This is a genomic window from Phaeacidiphilus oryzae TH49 (assembly GCF_000744815.1).
Classification (GTDB): domain Bacteria; phylum Actinomycetota; class Actinomycetes; order Streptomycetales; family Streptomycetaceae; genus Phaeacidiphilus; species Phaeacidiphilus oryzae.
Map to the genome: position 1 here is coordinate 461912 of NZ_JQMQ01000004.1, position 16720 is coordinate 478631.

At 73.4% G+C, this 16720-nt stretch carries 17 protein-coding genes; 11 read left to right on the top strand and 6 right to left on the bottom strand.

Translation table 11 applies throughout. The annotated features are described in order from the left end of the window. The first annotated feature begins 6 nt into the window (after positions 1-6). From BS73_RS02255 to BS73_RS02280, 6 genes are read left to right on the top strand one after another with little or no spacing between them, the layout of a single operon-like run. Positions 7-942 (top strand): DnaJ C-terminal domain-containing protein, encoded by a 936-nt coding sequence (locus tag BS73_RS02255; RefSeq protein WP_037568781.1) that lies wholly within the window; start codon positions 7-9, stop codon positions 940-942. Further along, a complete protein-coding gene (locus BS73_RS02260) occupies positions 942-1310 on the top strand; it encodes a chaperone modulator CbpM (RefSeq protein WP_200886614.1) in 369 nt (122 codons plus the stop codon). Before BS73_RS02255 ends, BS73_RS02260 begins: the two co-directional genes overlap by 1 nt. Continuing rightward, a complete protein-coding gene (gene clpB, locus BS73_RS02265) occupies positions 1301-3940 on the top strand; it encodes an ATP-dependent chaperone ClpB (RefSeq protein ID WP_037568787.1) in 2640 nt (879 codons plus the stop codon). Before BS73_RS02260 ends, clpB begins: the two co-directional genes overlap by 10 nt. After that, complete coding sequence (trxA, locus tag BS73_RS02270) at positions 3937-4383, top strand: thioredoxin (protein ID WP_037568789.1); 447 nt, start codon at positions 3937-3939, stop codon at positions 4381-4383. Before clpB ends, trxA begins: the two co-directional genes overlap by 4 nt. Positions 4384-4388: 5 nt before the next feature. Further along, a complete protein-coding gene (locus BS73_RS02275; protein ID WP_037568790.1) occupies positions 4389-4652 on the top strand; it encodes a UBP-type zinc finger domain-containing protein in 264 nt (87 codons plus the stop codon). Then, the gene (locus BS73_RS02280; RefSeq protein WP_037568792.1) at positions 4652-6433 is read left to right on the top strand and encodes an FAD-dependent oxidoreductase; all 1782 of its coding nucleotides are present in this window, start codon (positions 4652-4654) and stop codon (positions 6431-6433) included. Before BS73_RS02275 ends, BS73_RS02280 begins: the two co-directional genes overlap by 1 nt. Before the next feature lie 53 nt (positions 6434-6486). Here BS73_RS02280 and BS73_RS02285 read toward each other — a convergent pair whose 3' ends face one another. Continuing rightward, entirely contained in the window at positions 6487-6936 is a 450-nt protein-coding gene (locus tag BS73_RS02285; RefSeq protein WP_037569551.1) for a DUF1931 family protein, read from the bottom strand. A gap of 194 nt (positions 6937-7130) precedes the next feature. On the opposite strand from BS73_RS02285, the gene BS73_RS02290 reads away from it, so the two are divergent. Continuing rightward, positions 7131-9311, top strand: coding sequence for an FUSC family protein (locus BS73_RS02290; RefSeq protein WP_037568793.1), 2181 nt, complete (start codon positions 7131-7133; stop codon positions 9309-9311). Between the two features lie 156 nt (positions 9312-9467). Continuing rightward, a complete protein-coding gene (locus BS73_RS38055; protein WP_051939113.1) occupies positions 9468-10223 on the top strand; it encodes a hypothetical protein in 756 nt (251 codons plus the stop codon). A 115-nt stretch (positions 10224-10338) separates the two neighbouring features. Here BS73_RS38055 and BS73_RS02300 read toward each other — a convergent pair whose 3' ends face one another. Genes BS73_RS02300 through BS73_RS39085 form a run of 3 tightly spaced genes read right to left on the bottom strand, consistent with a single transcriptional unit; the run spans position 10339 to position 11617 of the window. Beyond that, positions 10339-10641 carry a hypothetical protein gene (locus tag BS73_RS02300; RefSeq protein ID WP_037568795.1) on the bottom strand — a complete coding sequence of 101 codons (303 nt, stop codon included), beginning with the start codon at positions 10639-10641 and terminating at the stop codon, positions 10339-10341. Further along, complete coding sequence (locus BS73_RS02305; protein WP_235215295.1) at positions 10638-11471, bottom strand: FAD:protein FMN transferase; 834 nt, start codon at positions 11469-11471, stop codon at positions 10638-10640. The genes BS73_RS02300 and BS73_RS02305 overlap by 4 nt, the downstream gene beginning before the upstream one ends. Next, positions 11405-11617: an FAD:protein FMN transferase gene (locus BS73_RS39085; protein WP_235215301.1), complete on the bottom strand. Its 213-nt coding sequence runs from the start codon at positions 11615-11617 to the stop codon at positions 11405-11407. The genes BS73_RS02305 and BS73_RS39085 overlap by 67 nt, the downstream gene beginning before the upstream one ends. Before the next feature lie 119 nt (positions 11618-11736). Here BS73_RS39085 and BS73_RS02310 point away from each other — a divergent pair, with 119 nt between their 5' ends. Further along, positions 11737-12540 carry an enoyl-CoA hydratase/isomerase family protein gene (locus tag BS73_RS02310; RefSeq protein ID WP_037568796.1) on the top strand — a complete coding sequence of 268 codons (804 nt, stop codon included), beginning with the start codon at positions 11737-11739 and terminating at the stop codon, positions 12538-12540. Positions 12541-12630: 90 nt separating this feature from the next. Here BS73_RS02310 and BS73_RS02315 read toward each other — a convergent pair whose 3' ends face one another. Beyond that, entirely contained in the window at positions 12631-13704 is a 1074-nt protein-coding gene (locus tag BS73_RS02315; RefSeq protein WP_037569554.1) for an NAD(+)/NADH kinase, read from the bottom strand. Positions 13705-13979: 275 nt separating this feature from the next. Between BS73_RS02315 and BS73_RS02320 the strand changes: the two genes are divergently transcribed. Continuing rightward, a complete protein-coding gene (locus BS73_RS02320) occupies positions 13980-14666 on the top strand; it encodes a GNAT family N-acetyltransferase (protein ID WP_084703701.1) in 687 nt (228 codons plus the stop codon). Here the strand turns inward: BS73_RS02320 and BS73_RS02325 are convergent. Next, entirely contained in the window at positions 14663-15148 is a 486-nt protein-coding gene (locus tag BS73_RS02325; RefSeq protein ID WP_037568798.1) for a peroxiredoxin, read from the bottom strand. The two genes, BS73_RS02320 and BS73_RS02325, sit on opposite strands and share 4 nt — an antisense overlap. Positions 15149-15345: 197 nt before the next feature. On the opposite strand from BS73_RS02325, the gene BS73_RS02330 reads away from it, so the two are divergent. Beyond that, complete coding sequence (locus BS73_RS02330) at positions 15346-16707, top strand: geranylgeranyl reductase family protein (protein WP_152617510.1); 1362 nt, start codon at positions 15346-15348, stop codon at positions 16705-16707. The last annotated feature ends 13 nt before the right edge of the window (positions 16708-16720 follow it).

Sequence of the window (16720 nt, forward strand, 5' to 3'; positions counted from 1 at the left end):
CCCTCCATGGCACGCGACTTCTACGAGGTGCTGGGCGTTCCACGGACCGCCGACCGGGACGAGATTCAGCGGGCCTACCGCACCCTGGCCCGCAGGTACCACCCCGACGTCAACAAGGACCCCCAGGCGGAGGAGCGGTTCAAGGAGATCAACGAGGCCTTCAGCGTCCTGTCCGACCCAGAGCAGCGAGCCCGGTACGACCGCTTCGGCGAGGACTTCCGCAAGATCCCGGAGGACTGGGACGAGCGGGTCGCCGCCGGAGCCGGAGCCGGAGCCGGCAGCGGCTTCCGGTGGAACGCCGCCGGCGGACCCCGGGCGCGCTACGCCACGGCAGGCTTCGGGGGCGAGCGGGTCGACATCGACGATCTGTTCGGCTCGCTGTTCGGCGGTGCCGGGCGCGTGCCCGGCGCCGACCAGGAGGCCGAACTGCCGCTCACCGTCGAGGAGGCGTACCGGGGCGGCCGCCGGTCGGTCACCCTCGCCGGGCCGGCCGGGCAGCGGCGCTACCAGGTCGACGTGCCGCCCGGCACCATCGACGGGCAGCGCATCCGGCTGGCCGGCGAGGGCGGCCGCGGGAGCGGCAGCGAGGCTCCCGCCGGGGACCTGTACCTGAGGGTGCGGATCCAGCCGCACCCCGAGTTCCGCCTCGACGGCCGGGACGTCCACGTGAGGCTCCCGGTCACCCCCTGGGAGGCGGCGCTGGGCGCGACGGTGCCGGTGCCCACACCTGGCGGCGGCACGGCGAAGGTGACCGTGCCCGCCGGATCCTCCAGCGGACGGCGCCTTCGGCTGCGCGGCGAGGGCATGCCGAACCCGCGCGGCGCGAACGGAGACCTGTACGCGGAGCTGCGGATCATGGTGCCGCCCCGGTTGAGCGACCGGGAGCGCGAGCTGCTGGAGGAACTTGCCGCCGTCTCCTCGTTCGACCCCAGGAGAAGCTGATGAGCGACCGACCGGCCGGGCCCCGCCCGCCGCACGCACGCACGACCGAGATGGGCGTGCGGTACGCGATCGTGCCCATGCCCGGACTCTCCCTGGAGACCGTGGCCCGCCACTCAGGCCTCCATCCCGACCTGATCCGTCGGTTCGTCGCCCTCGGACTGGTGGACGCCGGCCGTGACGCCTCCGGACGGCTGGAGTTCGCGCCGACGGCCCCGGCCGTCCTGGCCCGGGTCCAGCGGCTGCGTACCGGGCTGTGCCTGAACTACGCGTCCCTCGGTCTGGTACTCGACCTGCTCGACCGCATCAGCCTGCTCGAAGCCGCGCTGCGGCGTGGAGGCATGAGGAGTGATCTACCACCATGGACATGAACCGCCTGACCCAGAAGTCACAGGAAGCCCTGCAGGAGGCCCAGAGCGCCGCAGGCCGCCTGGGCCACACCGAGGTCGACGGCGAACATCTGCTGCTCGCCCTCCTCGATCAGGAGGAGGGCCTGATCCCGCGGCTGCTGCAGCAGGCGGGCACCGAGCCCGAGGAGTTGCGCGCGGCCGTACGCGAGGACCTCTCCCGCCGGCCCAAGGTGAGCGGCCCGGGAGCGGCGCCGGGTCAGGTCTTCGTCACCCAGCGCCTGGCCCGGCTGCTGGACGCGGCCGAGCAGGAGGCCAAGCGCCTCAAGGACGAGTACGTGTCCGTGGAACACCTGCTGCTGGCGCTGGCCGAGGAGGGCTCGGCGACCGCCGCCGGGCGGCTGCTGAAGGAGCACGGCGTGACCCGGGATTCCTTCCTCGGCGCGCTCACCCAGGTCCGGGGCAACCAGCGGGTGACCTCCGCCAACCCCGAGGTGGCCTACGAGGCCCTGGAGAAGTACGGCCGCGATCTCGTCGCCGAGGCCAGGGCCGGGCGGCTGGACCCCGTGATCGGGCGGGACGCCGAGATCCGCCGTGTCACCCAGATCCTCAGCCGCAAGAGCAAGAACAACCCCGTCCTGATCGGCGATCCCGGCGTCGGCAAGACCGCCATCGTCGAGGGCCTCGCCCAGCGCGTCGTCCGCGGCGACGTGCCCGAAGGACTCCGCGACAAGATCGTGTTCGCCCTGGACATGGGCTCCCTGGTCGCCGGCGCCAAGTACCGCGGTGAGTTCGAAGAACGGCTCAAGGCGGTACTGAGCGAGGTCAAGGCCGCCCAGGGGGGCATCCTGCTCTTCGTCGACGAACTGCACACCGTCGTCGGCGCCGGCGCGGCCGAAGGGGCGATGGACGCGGGCAACATGCTCAAGCCCATGCTCGCCCGCGGCGAACTCCACATGATCGGCGCCACCACTCTCGACGAGTACCGCAAGCACATCGAGAAGGACGCCGCGCTCGAGCGCCGCTTCCAGCAGGTCCTGGTCGACGAACCCAGCGTGGAGGACACCATCTCCATCCTGCGCGGTCTGCGCGAACGTCTCGAGGTCTTCCACGGCGTGAAGATCCAGGACACCTCGCTGGTCGCGGCGGCGACACTCTCCCACCGCTACATCACCGACCGCTTCCTGCCCGACAAGGCCATCGACCTCGTCGACGAGGCGTGTGCCCGGCTGCGTACCGAGATCGACTCCATGCCCGCCGAACTCGACGAGATCACCCGCCGCGTCACCCGCCTGGAGATCGAGGAGGCGGCGCTGTCGAAGGAGACCGACCCCGCCAGCAAGGCCCGCCTGGAGGAACTGCGCAGGGAACTGGCCGACCTGCGCAGCGAGGCCGACGCCAAACACGCCCAGTGGGAGGCCGAACGGCAGGCGATCCGCAGGGTGCAGGAGCTGCGCCAGGAGCTGGAGCAGGTCCGCCACGAAGCCGAGGAGGCGGAGCGAGCCTACGACCTCAACCGCGCCGCGGAACTCCGCTACGGCCGCCTCCAGGACCTGGAGCGCCGACTCGCCGCCGAGGAGGAGCAACTGGCCGCCAAACAAGGGCAGAACCGGCTGCTGCGCGAGGTCGTCACCGAGGAGGAGATCGCCGAGATCGTCGCCGCCTGGACCGGCATCCCCGTCGCCCGCCTCCAGGAGGGCGAACGCGAGAAGCTGCTGCGTCTGGACGAGATCCTGCGCGAGCGCGTCATCGGCCAGGACGAGGCCGTCAAGCTCGTCGCCGACGCCGTCATCCGCGCCCGCTCCGGGATCCGCGACCCGCGCCGGCCCATCGGCTCGTTCATCTTCCTCGGCCCCACCGGCGTCGGGAAGACAGAGCTGGCCAAGACCCTCGCCCGGGCCCTGTTCGACTCCGAGGAGAACATGGTCCGCCTGGACATGAGCGAGTACCAGGAGCGGCACACCGTCAGCCGCCTCATGGGGGCCCCGCCCGGATACGTCGGCTACGAGGAAGGCGGCCAGCTCACCGAGGCCGTACGCCGCAAGCCCTACTCGGTCGTGCTGTTCGACGAGATCGAGAAGGCGCACACCGACGTCTTCAACACCCTGCTGCAGATCCTCGACGACGGCCGCATCACCGATGCCCAGGGCCGAACCGTCGACTTCCGCAACACCGTGGTCATCATGACCTCCAACATCGGCTCCGAGCACCTCCTCGACGGCGCCACCGCCGAGGGCGAGATCAAGCCGGACGCCCGCGCCCTGGTCATGGGCGAGCTGCGCGGGCACTTCCGCCCGGAGTTCCTCAACCGCGTCGACGACATCGTGCTGTTCAAGCCGCTCGGCGAGCGGCAGATCGAGCGGATCGTGGAGCTGCAGTTCGACGAGCTGCGCCGCCGCCTCGCCGAACGGCGGATCGCCGTTGAACTCACCGATGCCGCACGTCGGCTGATCGCCCATCAAGGGTACGACCCGGTGTACGGGGCCCGGCCGCTGCGGCGTTACATCTCCCACGAGGTCGAGACACTCGTCGGGCGCGCCCTGCTGCGCGGCGACGTGCAGGACGGCGCGAAGGTGCGGGTCGACGCCGAGCACGGGGAACTGGTGGTCACCTACGAGCAGCCCGAGGACGCGAAGGGGGCGAGGGAGGCATGAGCACCGTGGAGGCCACCAAGGTCACCTGTCCGCACTGCGGGCGCACCAACCGGGTGCCGGCGGCCGCCGAGGGCCGCCCCACCTGCGGCAACTGCAAGCAGCCGCTGCCCTGGATAGCCGACGCGGGCGACGACGACTTCACCGAGGTCGTCGAGCAGGCCACTGTGCCCGTCGTAGTCGACCTGTGGGCCACCTGGTGCGGCCCCTGCCGCATGGTGAGCCCCGCGCTGGAGAAGGTCGCCACCGAGCTCGCGGGAACGATCAAACTGGCCAAGGTCGACATCGACAAGAACCCGCGCCTGGCGCGGCGGTTCGAGGTCCAGGCGGTACCGACGCTGCTGGTCCTCGACAAAGGACAGACCCTCGCCCGGCAATCAGGCGCCGCACCTGCCGCTGCCCTGCGGCGGTGGGTGGAGCAGTCGATCACAGCCCGGGAAGGATGATTCCGATGACCCTCCACGCAGACCCGCACCTCGCCCTTGTCCGACCGGTCCAGCCGCTGACCCCGGAAGGGTGTCAGGAGTGTCTGCTGCTGGGCTCCCCATGGGTCCACCTCCGGCTCTGCCTGACCTGCGGCCATGTCGGCTGCTGCGATTCCTCACCCAACCGGCACGCCCGCCGGCACGCCGCCGCCGACGGTCATCCGATCGTGGCGTCCCTGGAGCCCGGCGAGGACTGGCGCTGGTGCTACGTCCATGAGGCGTTCGTGTGATGCCCGGCGAGGAGACACGGCCGGGCGCAGCGCCTGTGCCGGCCGAGGCCGAGGAGAGCGTCCCCTTCGAGACCCCCGACGTCTACGGCGCCTATCCCCGCCTGTCGGACGACCAGATGGCCCGCCTCGGGCAGCATGGCCGGCGGCGCGCGGTCGACGCCGGTGACGTGCTGATCCGGGAGGGGGAGCGCTGCGAGACGTTCTACGTCGTCCTGAGCGGCTCGATCGCCATCGTCGAGGGCCACGGCACGCCCGATGAACACCTGCTGCGCGTGCACGGCCCTGGCCGCTTCGTCGGCGAACTCGGCCTCCTGAACGGACAGGTGGCCTTCTACACCGCCGTGGTCAGGGACCCCGGCGAGATCCTCGCCCTGTCCATCGACCAGCTGCGTGAGCTGGTGACCCGGGACTCCGCCCTTGGTGACGTGGTGTTGCGTGCCTGCCTGGGCCGCCGTGCTCTGCTCGTCGGACAGGGCGCCGGTTTCCGCATCATCGGCTCGCGGTACTCGCCCGACACCCGGCGGCTGCGCGAGTTCGCCGCCCGCAACCGGCTGCCGCACCGCTGGATCGACCTGGAGACGGATGAGGAGGCCGAAGCGCTGCTGCGGCGCTTCGCGGTCGATCCGGAGGAGACGCCGCTGGTGATCTGGCGGGACACGACGCTGCTGCGCAATCCGAGCAACGCCGAACTCGCCCGGTTCATCGGCTTGCCGCCCCTGGAGGCAGGCGGTCACCGCGGCGATCTCCTGATCGTCGGCTCCGGTCCGGCAGGTCTCGCCGCCGCGGTGAACGCCGCCTCGGAGGGACTCGGCACGACCGTGGTCGAGACGCTGGCCACCGGCGGCCAGGCCGGGACGTCCTCCCGTATCGAGAACTGCTTCGGCTTCCCTTCCGGCATCTCCGGCGCCGAACTCACCGAGCGCGCTGTGCTCCAGGCGGACAAGTTCGGCGCCCGGATCAGCGTCCCTGCGGAGGCGGCCCGGCTCGAACGGCGCGATGGCCACTACGCCGTCGGGTTCACCGACGGCAGTGAGATCACCGCCCGTACCGTCGTCCTGGCCACCGGCGCCCGCTATCGCCGCCTCCAGGTACCCGGCATCGAGCCGTTGGAGGGCGCGAGTGTCCACTACTCGGCGACGGTCTACGAGGCCCAGCAGTGCCGTACCGATCCGGTGGCGGTGGTCGGCGGCGGCAACTCCGCAGGCCAGGCCGTGCTCTTCCTGGCCGGGTACGCACCGCGGGCGTATTTGCTCGTCCGTGGGCCAAGCCTGGAGGAGCACATGTCCCGCTACCTGATCGATCAGATCGAGCGCCACCCCCGAGTGCAGGTACTGCTGCACACCGAGGTGACCGAGGCACTCGGCGACAAGGCACTTGAGGCGCTCACCGTGGTCGACCACCGTACGGGCGAGCAGCGCCATCTCGCGGTGCAGGCCCTGTTCGTCTTCACCGGCGCCGACCCCCACACCGACTGGCTGGCCGGCGCGCTCGCGCTGGACGCGCGCGGCTATGTGCTCACCGGCACTGAGGCGCAGGCCTGTTCCGCCCCCGATGTGTGGCAGAGTCAGGGCCGCGACTGCCTGACGCTGGAGACCAGCATGCCCGGCGTCTTCGCCGCCGGCGATGTCCGCAGCGGCTCGGTGAAGCGCGTGGCCTCCGCGGTCGGCGAAGGCGCGATGAGCATCCACTTCGTCCACCGCTACCTGGGCCACACGGCCGCGCCCGGCGGCACCGACAGCTCTCCGCACACCCGACCGAAGGAGTCCGCTTGGCTTGCCTGAGCCGTGGGCCCAGCCGCGCGCGGGCGGCGAATTGTCGAGGCCGGCTTCGCCACTCAGAGGAGGAGGTCGAAGACGGCTCGGGCCTCGTCCCAATGCTGGGGCTGGGGATTCTTCAGCTCGGGGTGGAGGATTTTGAAGCTCTGAGCAAGGGCCAGGCTGAGTCCGCCGATGATGTCCGGGTAGGCCGCCTCGGTCTCCTCGTCGGGTGTGCGGTCCAGCGCGGGGTGGGTGGCGAGCTGTTCCAGGATCGGCTTGAGCTCTACTTCGTGGTCGAGCCGCTGGAAACGGTGGATGCTCTCCTGCAGGCCTTTCGTGATCGGCAGGTCGCGGGTCCGGATGATGTCGCGCTCGTTGGCCTTGGCAGCGGCCTGGGCGACGACCAGCAGATCGTAGAGCTTGGCGTCCACGAAGTCGCTGTAGCGCTTGAGATCGTTCTTGTCGACGTTCAGCCCCGCGGCGGCGCGGAAGAACCTTTCGAACCTGGCGATGGACATCACAGTCATGACGGCAACCTCCGACTGCGGGCGCCTCGGTGGCTCCCGGCCCTGGGTTTCGAGTTCAGCCTGGCCGACGGGGGCGCGCGAATGCATGCGCATGCCGAGCCCAATTAGCCTCCCCGTGTTGCCCTGCCAGGCCGGGGTGACCTGCGTCGCGCGGCGAAGGCGACCAGCAGGACGTTCCGGCTAGGCTCACCTCCGTGACGTGGCTGCGGGGCTTCCGGGAGGTCGTGCGATCCGGACTCACGATCGAGGAGACGCGGCTGGAGCCCCTGCTCGCGCTGCGCACGGCTGCCGGGGTGGCGATCGTCGTCGGACCGGCGCTGTGGCTGTTCTCTCCTGCACACGCCGCGTCCGCCGCCCTCGGTGCCTACTCCGCGGGCGGGGCCACTTTTCAGCGCACCTGGCGTCCACGCAAGGTGATCGCGCTCGGCGCGGGCGCGGGCCTGGCGCTCAGCACCTTCGTGGGCTACCTGGCGGCGGGGCGACTCGTGACCTTCCTCCCACTGCTGGCCGTATGGGCCTTCGCCGCAGGGATGGCGTGGGCCGTCGGATCGACCGCTGGGATCGTCGCAGCGACGACGGTCGGCAGCATGCTGGTGACCGTCACCCTGCCGACGAGCATCGGGCAAGCCCTGGAACACGCGGGGGTCATCGCGCTCGGAGGCCTGGCACAGGCCCTGCTGATCTTGCTGTTCCCGATCCGCCGTTGGGGGGCGCATCGTGACGCCCTCGCTGACGCGCTCGCCGCCGTGGCGGACTACGCCCGCAGGCTGCGGCAGGACCCGACCGCCCCGTTCGACCCGGAGCCGTTGATGACGGCCCGGGACGCGGCCGCCGTGACGCCATCACAGGCCCGAAGCCGTCCCCCCGTCCTCCACGGCCCCCGAGGCCTCGCCGAGCGCATCCGGCCGGTCGTCACCGCGCTCGCCGACCCGGAGGTCGGCGCCCCGCCGGAGGGGCCCGGGAGGGACCGGGCACGGGAGTTGCTCAACGCGACCGCCGACGTCCTGGACGCGGCCGCCCGTTCGGTCCGCCGGGGCACCCCCGTCGGTGTACCGCCCGGGAGCGCGGACGTCCTCCGCGTCGACGCGGAGCACGAGGTGCTGGAGGGACCGGCCCGGCAGGCCGCCGAGCGGCTCGTGGAACTGCTCGGCGAGGCATGGGAGATCGCCGGGAGCGGCGGCGCCTCCAGGAAGACGCCCCCGCCGCCCGGTCCCTCAAGCGACGCCCCGCTCCTGGTGCGCCCGACAATGTTCCGGCTTCTCCCGATCGTCGTCCGGGCGATCCGCCGTGAGCTCCGCCGGGACTCGCCCGTGTTCCGGCACGCGGTTCGCCTGGCGGCGGTGGCCCCGCTCGGCTATCTGATCGCCGCCCGGCTACCCGTCGCCCACGGCTACTGGGCGCCCCTCACCTCGGTGATGGTGATGCGGCCGGACTTCCACCGGACGTACGCGCGCGCGGTGGCCCGTTTCGCCGGGACCCTCGCAGGAGTCGCGCTCGCCACCGGGATGGTGCGGGCGTTGGGCCCGGACGCCCATGTGTTCGACGCACTGGCGGTGGTCTCGGCGGGCCTGTCCTACACGCTGATCCGGACCGGCTACGCCTACTCCCAGTGCTTCACTGCCGCGTACGTCGTCTTCCTGCTCGGCATGGGCGGCCAGGGCTGGGAGCAGACGGTCCCGGAGCGGGTGGTGCTCACCCTCCTCGGCGGGGCCTTGGCCATGCTGGCATACGTGGTGTTTCCGGCATGGGAGACGCCGCGGCTGCGGGGCCGGCTCGCAGACTGGCTCGCCGCCGACGGCCGCTATGCGGCCGCGGTGCTCCGCAGCCACGCCGAGCCGTCTCCGGAGCATCGCGCCGACATGCGCAGGGCCCTGCTGGCGAGCAGGGAGGCGGGCGCTGCCTGGCAGGAGGCCTACCACCGCGCAAGACAGGAACCGGTCCGCCCCCGAGGGCTGACGTCGCGCGAGGCGCAGGAGGCGCAGGAGGCGGTCAAGCGCTTCGGCCGGGCGGCGATGCTGATGGAGAGCCATGTCCCGCGAGCCGACAGCCCTGTCACGCCAGAGGCGGAGCGGTACGCCGAGGCCCTGGAGGCGGACACCGCGCAGGCGGCCGCCGACATCCGCGAGCACAGGAACCCGGACTGGGGGCGTGTGGAGGACGCGCTCCACGCCTGGGAGGGCTCCGCCGCCAGGGACCGGAGCCCGGCGCTGCGGCGCGGGGCGGAACTGCAGAAACGGGCCTTGGAGGACCTCGCGACGGCCGTGAACCGCACACCCCTGGAACGGGACGTCGACTCCGCTCGCGAGGAGCAGCGGGTCCAGGCGGCTGCGGCGGCGGAGGATGACGGATCGGGAGCCCTGCCCCGGGGTGGGTGAACGCGATCGTGCACGCGGCGATGCGCGGGCCTGGCCGGGAGGTGGCCGGCCGAGCCGGTCGTACGGGCGGCGTGCCGCCGTGTGTACCGGATCGTTACGAGCGGGCTGTGCGAAGGCTTATCCATCTCTCAGAATCCACCCCTAGCGTGGCCGCCCATGGACACGAACAAGGACGACAAGAGCACCCGCGAGACCGTCGCACTCAAGGAGCGCGCGGAGAGCGAAGAGGCGGGCACCCAGGAAGGCGCCGAGAAGACCGTGGACGCGAACGCGCAAGAGCCGGCCGAGGCCGCTGCGGAGCCTGCATCGGTGCCCGAGCAGCAGGCGGGGTCGCAGCAGGAGACTGAGCCGGCCGAGGCCCCGGTGGAAGCCCCGGTGGAGGGCAACGAGGACGGCGCGGGGGCGGAAGCCGAGGCGGAGACCGGCGCCGAGGCGGAGACCGACGCAGAGGCAGGGGCTGAGGCCGAGGCCGGGCAGCCGCCGCTCGCCGCCGGCAGCGGGGTGCTGCCGGGCGCCGGGGCGGTGGTCGCCGCCGGGCTCGGCGTGGCCTCGCTGGGCGGTACCTGGCTGGGCACCATGCTCTCCGATCGGGCCCAGCTCGTCGGACAGATCTATGCCCAGGCCAACTCCGGCAAGATGACCTCCGCCGAGCAGATCTCCAAGCTCTACGGCACCCCCTGGCACACCGTGGCCGCCGTCAACGGGATCTTCGCGCTGGTCGCCCTGGTGCTCGCCGGGCTGGTGCTGGTGCTCACCGGCAAGCGGGCGGCGACCTTCCAGCACCCCGGCTGGGTGCGGGCGGTCTCCTGGGGCGCCGGGGTGCTCGGGGTGGTCGGTCTGCTGATCGCGATCGCGATGTACACCGACCTGTTCGCCGCCCTGCCGGCGGTGGCCGGCACCTCCGCCGGCTGATCCCCGGCGGCAGGAGGACGACCGCCTGCCCCTCGACCGCGTAACCGTGTGACTGTGTGACCGGCGGTGTGCCGTGCCTTCGCGGAGGCCGGCCGCCGTCTTCGCGCGCGGGCCCTCAGGAGGCGCCCGTGGTGGTGTGCCCGGTGCCCGTCCCGGCGCCCGGCGGCTGGGCCGAGGTGCCGGTGTTGGAGCCGGTGCCTGAGCCGCCGGTCTGGTTCCCGGTGCCCCCCTGGTCGCCGGAGTCGCGCTCGGCGTGGAGCCCGGGCAGATGGGCGGTGAGGTCCGGCAGCGCGTGGGCGTAGCCGGCCGTCAGCGCGGCGGCCGCGGCCGCCGCGGCCAGCGAGACCCGGCGGGTCCACGTCCCGACCCGCCGAAGCCCCTCGTCCCGGCGGCGGATGCGAACGACGTCCCTGTTCATGGTTCCTGGTCGTCTCCTCTGCTGTTCTCGCGGCGGCCTGGCCGGTCCGGCGGCCAGCCGCCCAGGGTGAGGACGGATCCGTCGACCCGGACCAGCCGGGCCGGCAGGCCCCGGCGGCGCAGCCGCTCGGGTGCGGCGGAGCCGAGGACGACGGCCGCGGTGGCCTCGGTGTTGGCCTCGACGCAGTCCGCCGCCGCGACGCTGACGGTGCGCCAGACCGGCGGCGGAACGTCGCCGGTGGCCGGGTCGACGATGTGGTGGAGTACGCGCCCGCCGCGCCGCCAACTGCGGGCGGCCGTACCGGAGGTGGCCAGTCCGCCGGCGCGGATCGAGACCACCGGCCGGTCCGGGCTCGAGGGCGCCGAGTGGACGTCGGCGACCTCGATCTGCCAGCCGCCCTCGGGCGGTTCGCCGGCCGCCGACAGGTCGCCGCCGAGGCCGACGAGCACCCCGCGGCCGCAGGCCTCGGCCGCGCGCCGGGCGGCGCGGTCCGCGCACAGCGCCTTGGCCGTCGCGCCCAGGTCGAGGGCGACTCCGGCGGCCAGCCGCAGCCGCCGGGTCGCGGGATCCCACCGCACGCCGCGCAGGCCGGCGGGCCGGAGGACGACCGCCGGACGGACGTCCTCCGGGCGGACGGAGGCGAAGGTCCGGTCGTAACCGAGGGCGGAGACCGAGGCCCCGACGGTGGGGTCGACGGCGCCCGCCGTGGCCTCCGCCGCCCGGAAGGCGGTGTCCAGGGCCTCGGCGAAGAGCGGTCCCGCGGTCAGCGGGGGCCGCCCGCCGCGGCGTTGGCCCGGGACAGCTCGGAGTCCTCGCGGAACCGGCTGCAGGCCAGATCGATCGCCGCCAACTCGCCGTCCAGCACCCGCCGGGCGGTGTCGAGCGCAGCCGGCTCCGGCCCGGCGACCAGCAGCACGGCGGTGGTGCCGAGGGCCGGGAAGCGAGCGCTCGCGGGAGCGGCGGCGTTGGTACCCACCCCACCAGTCTCCGACCGAGGACGTCCAGGACCGGTACAGAACTCCTTCGGAAGCGGTAAAGGCGAGTGGGAGGATCCTCGGGAACCGACGAGATCCGGCTCCGGGAGGACCAACCGCCATGCCCACCGTGCTGACCAGCCGTCCGCTGCCCGGCGTCACCGTCCTCACCCTCAACCGGCCCCAGGCGCTGAACGCCCTCACCCACACCCTGGTCGGCGAGCTGGCGGAGGCCCTCGACGACGTCCACCGGGACCGGGACTGCCGCGTCCTGGTGCTCACCGGCGCGGGCCGCGCCTTCTGCGCCGGCCTCGACCTCAACGGCTACGGCGACGCCCGACTCGCCGAGGAGGAGGGGCCGGTGATCCGTGGCCTGGGCCGGCAGCGCGAGATCGCCGCGCTCGCCCAGCGGCTGCACGAGCTGCGGCAACCGGTGATCTCCGCGGTGAACGGCCCGGCCGCGGGCGGCGGGCTGGCCCTGGTCTGCGCCTCGGACATCCGGATCGCCGCCACCCCGGCGGTCTTCGCCGTCTCCTTCATCCGGGCCGGCTTCTCCGCCTGCGACATCGGCGTCTCCTGGCTGCTGCCGCGGATCGTCGGAGCCGGCCGTGCGCACGAACTGATGCTCACCGGGCGGCGGTTCGACGCGGCCGAGGCGCGGGCCATCGGTCTGGTGACGGACGTGTCCGAGCCCGACGAGCTGCTGGCGGAGGCGGTGCGGAAGGCCGAGGAGATCATGCTGAACCCGCCGGTCTCGGTGGAGCTGACCAAGCAGGGGATGTGGCTGGCGCTGGAGACGCCGTCCTTCGACGCGGCCGTCGAGTTCGAGAACCGCCAGCAGCTCTTCACGGCGCTCACCGAGGACCGCGCCGAGGCGACGGCCGCCTTCCTGGAGAAGCGCCCGCCCCACTACCGGCGACGCTGACCGGCTGCCGGGTGCTGAGCCGCCGACCGCCGCCGCCGCAGACCGCCGCCGCCGCAGACCGCCGCTGCCGCCGACCGCCCCCAAGGCGGCTCAGCGCCCGGGCGCAGGCGTCTCCGGTGCGGTCAGCAGGGAGAGATGGGCGAGGTCCCCGGGCGGGGGAGTGGTCACCGACCAGAGCGGTGCCGGTGAGCCGTCGGCGACCGCCGCCGGCGCGTCGGTCAGGTTCATCCGCTTGCGCAGCCGGCCGTAGAAGTCCATCGGCTCCAGGCGCACGGTCCGCAGCCGGCGCGGGGCCGCGTAGACGGCGATCCAGTCGCCGGGGTCGAGGACGCCGCGCAGCTGGCCGTCGATGGTCACCGCGGCCTGCCCGGAGCGCTCCAGGACGCGCAGTCCGACCGGCTCGTCGGGAGCCGTCACCACCGAGCGGTCGAAGGTCATGTGCGGCGCGACCGGCGTGAAGACCAGGGCTTCCGCCCGCGGGGAGACCACCGGCCCGCCGGAGGCGAAGCTGTAGGCGGTGGAACCGGTGGGTGTCGCCACCAGCAGCGCGTCGGCCGAGTACGACGCCAGCAGCCGCCCGCCGATGTACACCCCGACCGACACCTGACGGTCGCGGGCCAGCTTCTCCAGCACCACGTCGTTGAGGGCGGTGACGTCCAGCGGCATCCCCCAGTCGCGGTCCACCTCGCAGTCCGGGCGCACCGGCGGCGGCGGGAGCTGCGGCCGCCGGCCGTAGGCCATCAGCGCCTCCAGCCCGGACGGGACCTCCAGCCGGCGGGAGGCCCGCAGGGCCAGCAGCAGGCGCTGGTCGATCTCGAACCGCCCGGTGCGGACGGCCTCCAGCGCCGAGCGCACCTCGTCGGCCGAGACCTCGGTCAGGAATCCCACCCGGCCCAGGTCGACCCCGAGCACCAGGGCGTCGTTCTTGGCGGCCAGCCGCGCACCGCGCAGAAAGGTGCCGTCCCCGCCCAGTGTGACGACCAGATCAGGGCGGCCGGCGGCGTCCACCTCCTCGCGGGCGCTGCGCCGCACGCCGTCCCGCCAGACGTCGATGTCGCTGCTCCGCACGCCGTGCTCGGCGCACCAGGCCCGGACCTCCGCGGCCGCCCGCACCGCCTCCGGGCGCCCGCCGTGCACCACAAGTCCGAGGTTCTCCACCGTCATCTCCGCCTCCGGCACCGCCTAGGCCGGCGGGCTCCCAGCACGCCGGTCCGCCCGGCCACGGTACGCGCAGGTGTACGGGAAGCGGCGGTACGGTCGCCCGGCGGGACGAGTCGTGTCGCCCTGGCGCCCGGCGGGGCGCCGCCGGCCCGGTGCCGGTCGCGGCAGCGCGCGGTCGACGCCGGCCGCCAGGTCCAGGAACGGATACGGGGACACCAGCCACGGGGAGCTGTGGGAAAGGACTTGTGGGAGCGCTCCCACTCCGGCAGCATGCGGCCATGACGATCTCGGATGCCCACATCCGGCCCTATCGCCCGACCGACCGCGACGCCCTCTTCGACGTCTGTGTCCGCACCGCCGAGAACGGGGGCGACTCCCGCGCGCTCTACCCGGACCCGGAACTGGTGCCCAGCATCTTCGCCGCGCCCTACGCCGAACTGGAGCCGGAACTCGCCTTCGTCCTGGAGGACGGGGGCAGAGCGGTCGGCTACGTCCTCGGGACGGCGGACACGCCGGCCTTCGTCCGCCGGTTCCGCGAGGAGTGGCTGCCGAAGGTCTCCGACCGCTTCCCGCCGCTGCGAACCGCCCCGGCGACGCCGACCGAGACCATGGTCCACCTCCTCCACACCCCCGAGCGGATGATCGTGCCGGAGCTCGCCGGATACCCCGCCCATCTCCACATCGACCTGCTGCCGAGCCATCAGCGGGCGGGCCACGGGCGGGAGTTGATGAACACCTTCCTGGCCGCGCTGGCCCGCCGGGGCGTAGAGCGGGTCCACCTCGGGATGGTCACCGCCAACACCCCGGCCCGGGCCTTCTACGACCGCCTCGGCTTCCGCGTCCTCCCGGTGCCGGACCCCGGCCCCCTCACCTACCTCGGCCGCGAGACCGCGCAGCAGGGGCCCGGGCGGGCGCCGGAGCAGCAGCCGAACCCGGAGCAGCAGCAGGCGCAGCAGCCGGCCTAGCCGCCGTGCGGCACATGCGCGGTGATCTCGGCCGCCGAGGGGAAGGTGACGCCCAGCACGCCCACCTGCTTCCAGACCACCGTCCCCGCCGCGTCCAGAACGAAGACCGAGCGGCGCAGGCCGAGGCCCGGCACGGCGATCCCGTAGCGGCGGGCGGTCTCCCGGCCGGTGTCCGCGAGCAGCGGGAAGGCCAGGCCGTGCTTGCGGGCGAAGGCCTCGTGGCTGTCCAGCCCCTGCGGGCTGATCGCCCAGACCTCGGCCCCGACCTCGGCGAAGCCGGCCAGCTCGCTGGTGTACGAGCACAGCTGCCGGGTGCAGACGGGGGTGTCGTCCCCCGGATAGAAGACCAGTACCAGCGGCCGCCCGCGGTGCTCGGAGAGGGTCAGCTCTCCGCGCTGCGGGCTTCCGTCCGGGCCGCTGAGCAGTACCGAGGGGAGGGTGAAGTCGGGCGCGACGGCGCCGACTTCGGGGGTCTTGGCCATGGCGTGGCGCTCCTTGGGTGCGGTGGTGCGGCGGGTCGGCGCTCTGCTGGTCGCGCCATTGTCCACCAGCGCGCTCACCGCGCCCGGCGGGGTACCTCCCCTGGTCGCGGGCGGAGGGTGGCATGGCATGCTTCGCTCACCGACCATGGGTGATCGACTTCCGCTCGACCCCCGCCCCGTACCGTGAAAGGCCCGCCATGCCGCCGACGCCGCCGCAGCCGACGCCGAGTCCGTCCGCCGGCGACCCGCCCGCCCCGCAGGACGGGAGCGGCGGCGAGGACGCCGCGGTGATCGTGGTCGGCGCCGGTCCCGCCGGATCAGCCGCGGCCTACCACCTCGCCAAGGCCGGGGTGGACGTCCTGGTGCTGGAGAAGTCCGAGTTCCCCCGGGAGAAGGTCTGCGGCGACGGGCTCACCCCGCGGGCCGTCCACCAGCTGATCCGGATGGGCGTCGACATCGACGGCCCCGGCTGGGCCCGCTCGCGCGGCATGCGCTGGGTGGCCGGCGAGCGCCAGGCCCTGATCGAGTGGCCCAAGGTGGGGAAGTACCCCGACTTCGGCCTCTCCCGCAGCCGTTACGACTTCGACGACATCCTGGCCGGCCACGCCACCGGGGCCGGCGCCCGGCTGCGCACCGGCGCCAAGGTGACCGGCCCGCTCACCGACCGGGCCGGGCGGGTGGTCGGGGTGACCGCCGAACTCGGCCCGGAGAAGCGGCCGGTGGAGTTCCGCTCCCGGCTGGTGATCGCCGCCGACGGCGCCTCCGCGCGACTCGCCCTGGCCCTGGGACGGCAGCGCGACGAGCGGGCGCTGATCGCCACCGCGGCCCGCCGCTACTACCGCAGCCCGCAGCGCTCCCAGGAGGAGTACCTGGAGCTCTGGGCGGACCTCCGCGGCCCGGACGGCGACCGCCTGCTGCCCGGATACGGCTGGATCTTCCCGATGGGCGACGGCAGGGTCAACGTCGGCCTGGGCGCCCTTCGCGGCCGGAAGTCCGGACAGGTCGACCTGCGGGCCACGATGGACCGCTGGCTGGCCCGCACCCCGGAGGAGTGGGGCCTGCGGCCGGACGCCGACGGGCACTCCGAGAACGCGGAGGGCAGGGTGCAGAGCGCGGCCCTGCCGCTGGGCTTCAACCGCCATCCCCAGTATGGCCGCGGGCTGCTGCTGGTCGGCGACAGCGGCGGGATGGTCAGCCCCTGGAACGGGGAGGGCATCGCCCAGGCCCTGGAGGCCGGCGAGGTGGCCGCCGAGGCCGTCGCCGCCGCCCTGGCCCGCCCCGAGGGAGCGGGCCACGAGGAGGCCCTCGCCCGGTACCCGGCCGAGATGGCCCGCCGCTGGGGCCGGCACTACCGACTCGGCGTCGCCCTCTCCCGCCACCTGTTCAGCCGCGGCGGCTTCCAACCCCTGCTCAACCGCTGGGTGATGGGCTCCCCGACCCTCCTCGACACCCTCGCCCGCCTGCTGATCGGCCTGACCGACGACCCGCCGGCGGACACCGCGGACCGCGTCCTCCACACCCTCCTCCACCTGGTACCCGAGCAGTCGCCGAGCGTGTAGCCGGGGCGGCCCG

Bases quoted from the DNA above. Each gene is read 5' to 3' on its own strand.
- BS73_RS02255 (WP_037568781.1), top strand. From the start codon at position 7: ATGGCACGCGACTTCTACGAGGTGCTGGGCGTTCCACGGACCGCCGAC.
- BS73_RS02260 (WP_200886614.1), top strand. From the start codon at position 942: ATGAGCGACCGACCGGCCGGGCCCCGCCCGCCGCACGCACGCACGACC.
- clpB (WP_037568787.1), top strand. From the start codon at position 1,301: ATGGACATGAACCGCCTGACCCAGAAGTCACAGGAAGCCCTGCAGGAG.
- trxA (WP_037568789.1), top strand. From the start codon at position 3,937: ATGAGCACCGTGGAGGCCACCAAGGTCACCTGTCCGCACTGCGGGCGC.
- BS73_RS02275 (WP_037568790.1), top strand. From the start codon at position 4,389: ATGACCCTCCACGCAGACCCGCACCTCGCCCTTGTCCGACCGGTCCAG.
- BS73_RS02280 (WP_037568792.1), top strand. From the start codon at position 4,652: ATGCCCGGCGAGGAGACACGGCCGGGCGCAGCGCCTGTGCCGGCCGAG.
- BS73_RS02285 (WP_037569551.1), bottom strand. From the start codon at position 6,936: ATGACTGTGATGTCCATCGCCAGGTTCGAAAGGTTCTTCCGCGCCGCC.
- BS73_RS38055 (WP_051939113.1), top strand. From the start codon at position 9,468: ATGGACACGAACAAGGACGACAAGAGCACCCGCGAGACCGTCGCACTC.
- BS73_RS02300 (WP_037568795.1), bottom strand. From the start codon at position 10,641: ATGAACAGGGACGTCGTTCGCATCCGCCGCCGGGACGAGGGGCTTCGG.
- BS73_RS02310 (WP_037568796.1), top strand. From the start codon at position 11,737: ATGCCCACCGTGCTGACCAGCCGTCCGCTGCCCGGCGTCACCGTCCTC.
- BS73_RS02315 (WP_037569554.1), bottom strand. From the start codon at position 13,704: ATGACGGTGGAGAACCTCGGACTTGTGGTGCACGGCGGGCGCCCGGAG.
- BS73_RS02320 (WP_084703701.1), top strand. From the start codon at position 13,980: ATGACGATCTCGGATGCCCACATCCGGCCCTATCGCCCGACCGACCGC.
- BS73_RS02325 (WP_037568798.1), bottom strand. From the start codon at position 15,148: ATGGCCAAGACCCCCGAAGTCGGCGCCGTCGCGCCCGACTTCACCCTC.
- BS73_RS02330 (WP_152617510.1), top strand. From the start codon at position 15,346: ATGCCGCCGACGCCGCCGCAGCCGACGCCGAGTCCGTCCGCCGGCGAC.